The organism is Stenotrophomonas sp. HMWF003 (genome assembly GCF_003061285.1).
In the GTDB taxonomy this organism is placed as follows: Bacteria; Pseudomonadota; Gammaproteobacteria; order Xanthomonadales; family Xanthomonadaceae; genus Stenotrophomonas; species Stenotrophomonas maltophilia_AP.
Genome location: NZ_QAIW01000311.1, coordinates 1 through 4,535, shown reverse-complemented (window position 1 = coordinate 4,535; position 4,535 = coordinate 1). Strand labels below are relative to the sequence as shown.

Annotated in this window: 5 protein-coding genes; all 5 read right to left on the bottom strand. The window is 67.2% G+C overall.

Features of this window, described 5'->3' with window-relative positions; translation table 11 throughout:
• Nucleotides 1-436 precede the first annotated feature (436 nt).
• Complete coding sequence (locus DBR34_RS12735; protein ID WP_128097066.1) at nucleotides 437-1,150, bottom strand: DUF2058 family protein; 714 nt, start codon at nucleotides 1,148-1,150, stop codon at nucleotides 437-439.
• Between the two features lie 13 nt (nucleotides 1,151-1,163).
• Complete coding sequence (locus DBR34_RS12730; RefSeq protein WP_038687608.1) at nucleotides 1,164-1,403, bottom strand: SlyX family protein; 240 nt, start codon at nucleotides 1,401-1,403, stop codon at nucleotides 1,164-1,166.
• Nucleotides 1,396-2,745 carry a UDP-glucose/GDP-mannose dehydrogenase family protein gene (locus tag DBR34_RS12725; protein ID WP_128097065.1) on the bottom strand — a complete coding sequence of 450 codons (1,350 nt, stop codon included), beginning with the start codon at nucleotides 2,743-2,745 and terminating at the stop codon, nucleotides 1,396-1,398. Before DBR34_RS12725 ends, DBR34_RS12730 begins: the two co-directional genes overlap by 8 nt.
• Nucleotides 2,746-2,768: 23 nt before the next feature.
• Entirely contained in the window at nucleotides 2,769-3,749 is a 981-nt protein-coding gene (locus DBR34_RS12720) for an FKBP-type peptidyl-prolyl cis-trans isomerase (RefSeq protein ID WP_128097064.1), read from the bottom strand.
• A gap of 84 nt (nucleotides 3,750-3,833) precedes the next feature.
• A complete protein-coding gene (locus DBR34_RS12715) occupies nucleotides 3,834-4,442 on the bottom strand; it encodes a glutathione peroxidase (RefSeq protein WP_128097063.1) in 609 nt (202 codons plus the stop codon).
• Nucleotides 4,443-4,535 lie beyond the last annotated feature (93 nt).

The window sequence follows — 4,535 nt, the reverse complement described above, 5'->3', positions numbered from 1 at the left end:
CTGGGGCCCATGCCCTTTCCGGCGAATGTCCCCCGGCGTCGGCCTGCGGCCGCCACCTCCTCCTTTATTTCGCCTCCAAGGGCATGGGCCCCAGCGCCCGACCCACCGACAGCCGTCCAAAAAGCGTGGCTTCCATCTGCGCACCGCAAGCCGAGCCCCGTAGCAGCCGGTAGGCTCCTGGGCAAAATAAAGGAGGAGGCCGCCCCGCGGCCGGGGGACATTTGCACCAGGGGCCTACCGGCTGCTACGGGGCCCTCACGCTCGCGACCCGCCCGGTCGGAGATGCCAGCCGGTCCAAGCCTGCACACCCGATCACCCGCGTAGCGTCGTGCTCACTCTGCGACGGCTTTTGCAACAAGACTCTCCCCTCAGATCGAAAAAGAAGCCCAAAAAAAGGGCGCCTTTCGGCGCCCTTCTTCGTCGTGCGATCGGCCGCTTACCAGACCAGGTCGTCGGGCACCTGGTAGGCCGGGTCGGCGTACGGGTCGGCCTCGGCAGTGGCATTGGGATCCACGCGCAGCGCCACCGACGGGGCGAAGATGGCTTCGGCCTCGTCGAGCACGGCCGCCGTCACCAGCAGGTAGCGGCCGTTCTGCTGCAGCACGCCCAGCTCGCCGGCGTTGAGCGCCTTGAGCTGGTCGGCGGTGACGTACACGCGCTTGATCTTGCCGCCGTAGTTGAAGTGGCGGGCAATCTCGGCGCCGGCGTCATTCAACGACTTGCCTTCCAGCAGCACGTCCAGCTTGGCCTTGGCTTCGCGGCGCAGGCGCGCTTCTTCCTGCTTCAGTCGCTCGGCTTCGATGCGGTCGTCTTTTTCCTTCTGCGCACGGATCGCGTAGGCCTTGGCCAGGTCGATGTCCTCGCGCGAACGCGGCTTGCCCTGGCCGGCGTTCTGGCCCTGGCCGGGACGCGGGCCGCCGCCCGGACGGCCCTTGCCGTGCGGCGCGCGGCGCGCGGCGTCGCCCTCGCGCGGCGGACGCCCCGGGGCACCCTCACGCGGCGGGCGCGCTTCGCCGGGCTTGCCCGGGGGACGTGCACCGTGGGGTTTGTTGCCCGGCCGGCCGTCACGGCGGGCTTCGGGTTTGCGTTCTGGCTTGGGCGCGGATTTGAAACCCAGGCCCAGCAGCTGGTCGCGGAGTGTATCGCTCATGACGTGGAATCGATCAGTAGTGCGGGGGCGGCGGTTCTTCGCCCGAATCGGAATACAGCGCGTTGCGGACCTTGCCCAGGTCCTCCAGCAGCAGGCGGGTCAGGTCGGCGTTGCGGCTGCCTTCGATGCGTGCATCGGCCAGCGCTTCACTGAGCTCGGCCAAGGCCTGTTCCTGGAAGGACACGCGCATTTCCAGCTCGATCAGGCGCGCTTCCAGCGCCTGCTCACGCGGTGTGGGGGTGGAATCATGCATGCAGCGAACGTCCCCGGCCAATGCCGTAGTAGGCCAGGCCCGCGGCTTCGATCTCCTGCGGGTCGTACAGGTTGCGGCCGTCGAACACGACCGCATCGTTGAGCACCTCGCGCAGGCGGACGAAATCCGGGCTGCGGAACTGCTTCCATTCGGTCACCACGACCAGCGCATCGGCGCCGTCCAGCGCGTCGTAGGCGTTGTCGCAGAACACCAGGTCATCGCGCTCACCAAAGATGCGGCGCGCTTCGTCGGTGGCTTCGGGATCGTAGGCGCGCACGCTGGCGCCGCCTTCCCACAACTGGGCCAGCAGGCGCCGGCTGGAAGCTTCGCGCATGTCGTCGGTGTTGGGCTTGAAGGCCAACCCCCACACCGCGAAGGTCTTGCCACGCACGCCTTCGTCCTCGCCACGGTCATAGTGGCGCTGGATCAGCTGGTAAAGATGCCCCTTCTGCGCTTCGTTGACCGCCTCCACCGCGTTCAACAGCTTCGGCTCATGGCCATGCTGCTGCGCGGTGCGGGCCAACGCCTGCACGTCCTTGGGGAAACACGAGCCGCCGTAACCGGCGCCCGGGTAGATGAAGTGCCAGCCGATGCGCGGATCCGAGCCGATGCCCTGGCGGACCTGCTCGATGTCGGCACCGACCTTCTCGGCGATGTTGGCAATTTCGTTCATGAACGAAATCTTGGTCGCCAGCATCGCGTTGGCGGCGTACTTGGTCAGCTCCGCCGAGCGCACGTCCATTTCCACCACGCGGTCGTGGTTGCGGTTGAACGGTGCGTACAGGCGGCGCATCAGCGCCACCGAATCGGGGTTGGAGGCCCCCACCACGATGCGGTCGGGCCGCATGCAGTCGGCAACCGCGTCGCCCTCCTTCAGGAATTCCGGGTTGGAGACCACGTCGAACGCGATCTCCACCCCACGTGCCGCCAGCACCTCGGCAATGGCGGCACGCACCTTGTCGGCCGTGCCTACCGGCACGGTCGACTTGTTCACCACCACGGTCGGCACGGCCATGTGCGTGCCGATCGTGCGGGCTACCGCCAGCACGTACTGCAGGTCGGCGCTGCCGTCCTCGTCCGGTGGCGTTCCCACGGCGATGAAGATCACCTGGCCATGCGTGATCGCGCTGGCGGCATCGGTGGTGAAGGCCAGCCGCGATGCGGCGTGATTGGCCTTGACCATCGGCTCCAGGCCCGGCTCGTAGATCGGGATGACGCCACGGTTGAGGCCATCAACCTTGGCCTGGTCGATATCGACGCAGACCACCTGGTGGCCGACATCGGCCAGGCAGGTACCCGTGACCAGACCGACGTAGCCGGTACCGAAAATCGCTACACGCATGTCCGTGGGGACTCCAGTTTCGCTTACGGCAGGACGTTGAGCAGTTCGACGTCGAAGGTCAGCGTCGCGTTCGGACCGATCGGACCGCCCGGCGTGCCCTGTTCGCCGTAGGCCAGCTCGCCCGGGATCCAGAAGCGGTACTTGGACCCGGTCGGCATCAGCGAGACGCCTTCGGACCAGCCCTTGATCACCTGGTCCAGGCCGAATTCGATCGGCTGGCCACGCTCGTAGCTGCTGTCGAAGACAGTGCCGTCCAGCAGCTTGCCTTCATAGTTGACGCGGACCTTGCTGGTCGGCATGGGGCGCTCGCCCGAACCCGGACGCAGCACCTGGTACTGCAGGCCCGAAGCGGTGGTGACAACGCCCGGCACGGTCTTGTTCTTGGCCAGGAACGCATTGCCTTCGGTGCGGTTGGTACCGGCCTTGGCGGCCGCCTGGGCCTGCATTTCAGCCTGCTTGCCGGCCATGAAGCCTTCCAGCGTGGCCTTGGCCTGCTCCGGGGTCATCTTGGCGGTGCCACCGTTGAAGGTGGTGGTGACGGCGTCGAACAGCGCGTCCAGGTCCAGGTCCGCCTTCAGCGGGGCCAGCGACGGACCCACGGCGTAGGTGCCCAGCATCAGGCCGACCTTCTCGCGGTCCACCTTCGGCGGCGGGGTACCCGGGGCCACGCCCGGCACCGGCTGGCCGCTCTTGGCCATCATCGCCTGACGCAGGGCGGCGTCGGTCTTCTGCGCCTCGTCCTGCGACATCAGCGGCGGCTTGCCCTCAAAGGCGTTGGTCACGCCGCGGCGCAGCGCAGCCAGGTCGATCTCGCTGGAGATCGGGGCGAACGAGTTGGCCACGTCGATACCGATGGCGTAGCCGAGCTTTTCCCGTTGGGAGTTCAAAGCGGAAGTCTCCTTGACGGCCGCACGCGCGGCCGGTTGTTGCGACATCACGGTACCGGTGGCACCCATCGCCAGAATCAGAACCGACGCCGCGGCGCCGCGCATTCCCATCTTCATTCGCTACTTTCCTGGAAGTGACTGGACGCCGACGTCGGCGCGAAAGCAATCATTGTCGCACGCACATGCGAGATGTCGAGGTTGTCAGTGTTTGGCGGGTGTGACAGACAGCTCACGTTCGATCGCGGCGACCAGCGCCTTGTCGTCCGGCGTGACCTTGCTGGGGAACTGCGCCACCACCCGGCCGTCCCGGCCGATCAGGTACTTGTGGAAATTCCAGCCCGGCGCCACCCCGGTCGCGGCGGTCAGCCGCTGGTACAGCGGCGTGGCCTGCGGCCCGGTGACCTGCACCTTCTGGAACATCGGGAACTTGACCCCGTAGGTCAGCGTGCAGAATTCCTGGATCTGGGTCTCATCGCCCGGCTCCTGACCCTTGAAGTCGTTGGAGGGGAAGCCCAGCACCGAGAACCCGCGCGCGGCGTACTTCTGCTGCAGCGCCTCCAGGCCTTCGTACTGCGGGGTGAAGCCGCACTTGCTGGCGGTGTTGACCACCAGCAGCACCTTGCCGCCGTACTGCTTCTGCAGGTTGACCTCGGCCTTGCCGGCCAGCGGTCGATAGGACACGTCCAGCAGCCCGGCCGCCTGGGCCCCGCTGGCAGCCAGCAACCCGCCCAGCAGCAGCGTCACGCCCCAACGGCGGACCCGCGGGGTGGCCGCGTGGCGCGGGGACGACTCAAGGTGGGTCAGGGGCATCGGAACACTCCACGAAAGGGATCAAAAGGGCTGTTTCGGACTATATCACCGGCACTTTTGCCGCTGCGTGGCGTGGCGGGCAGCGGCCCTTCC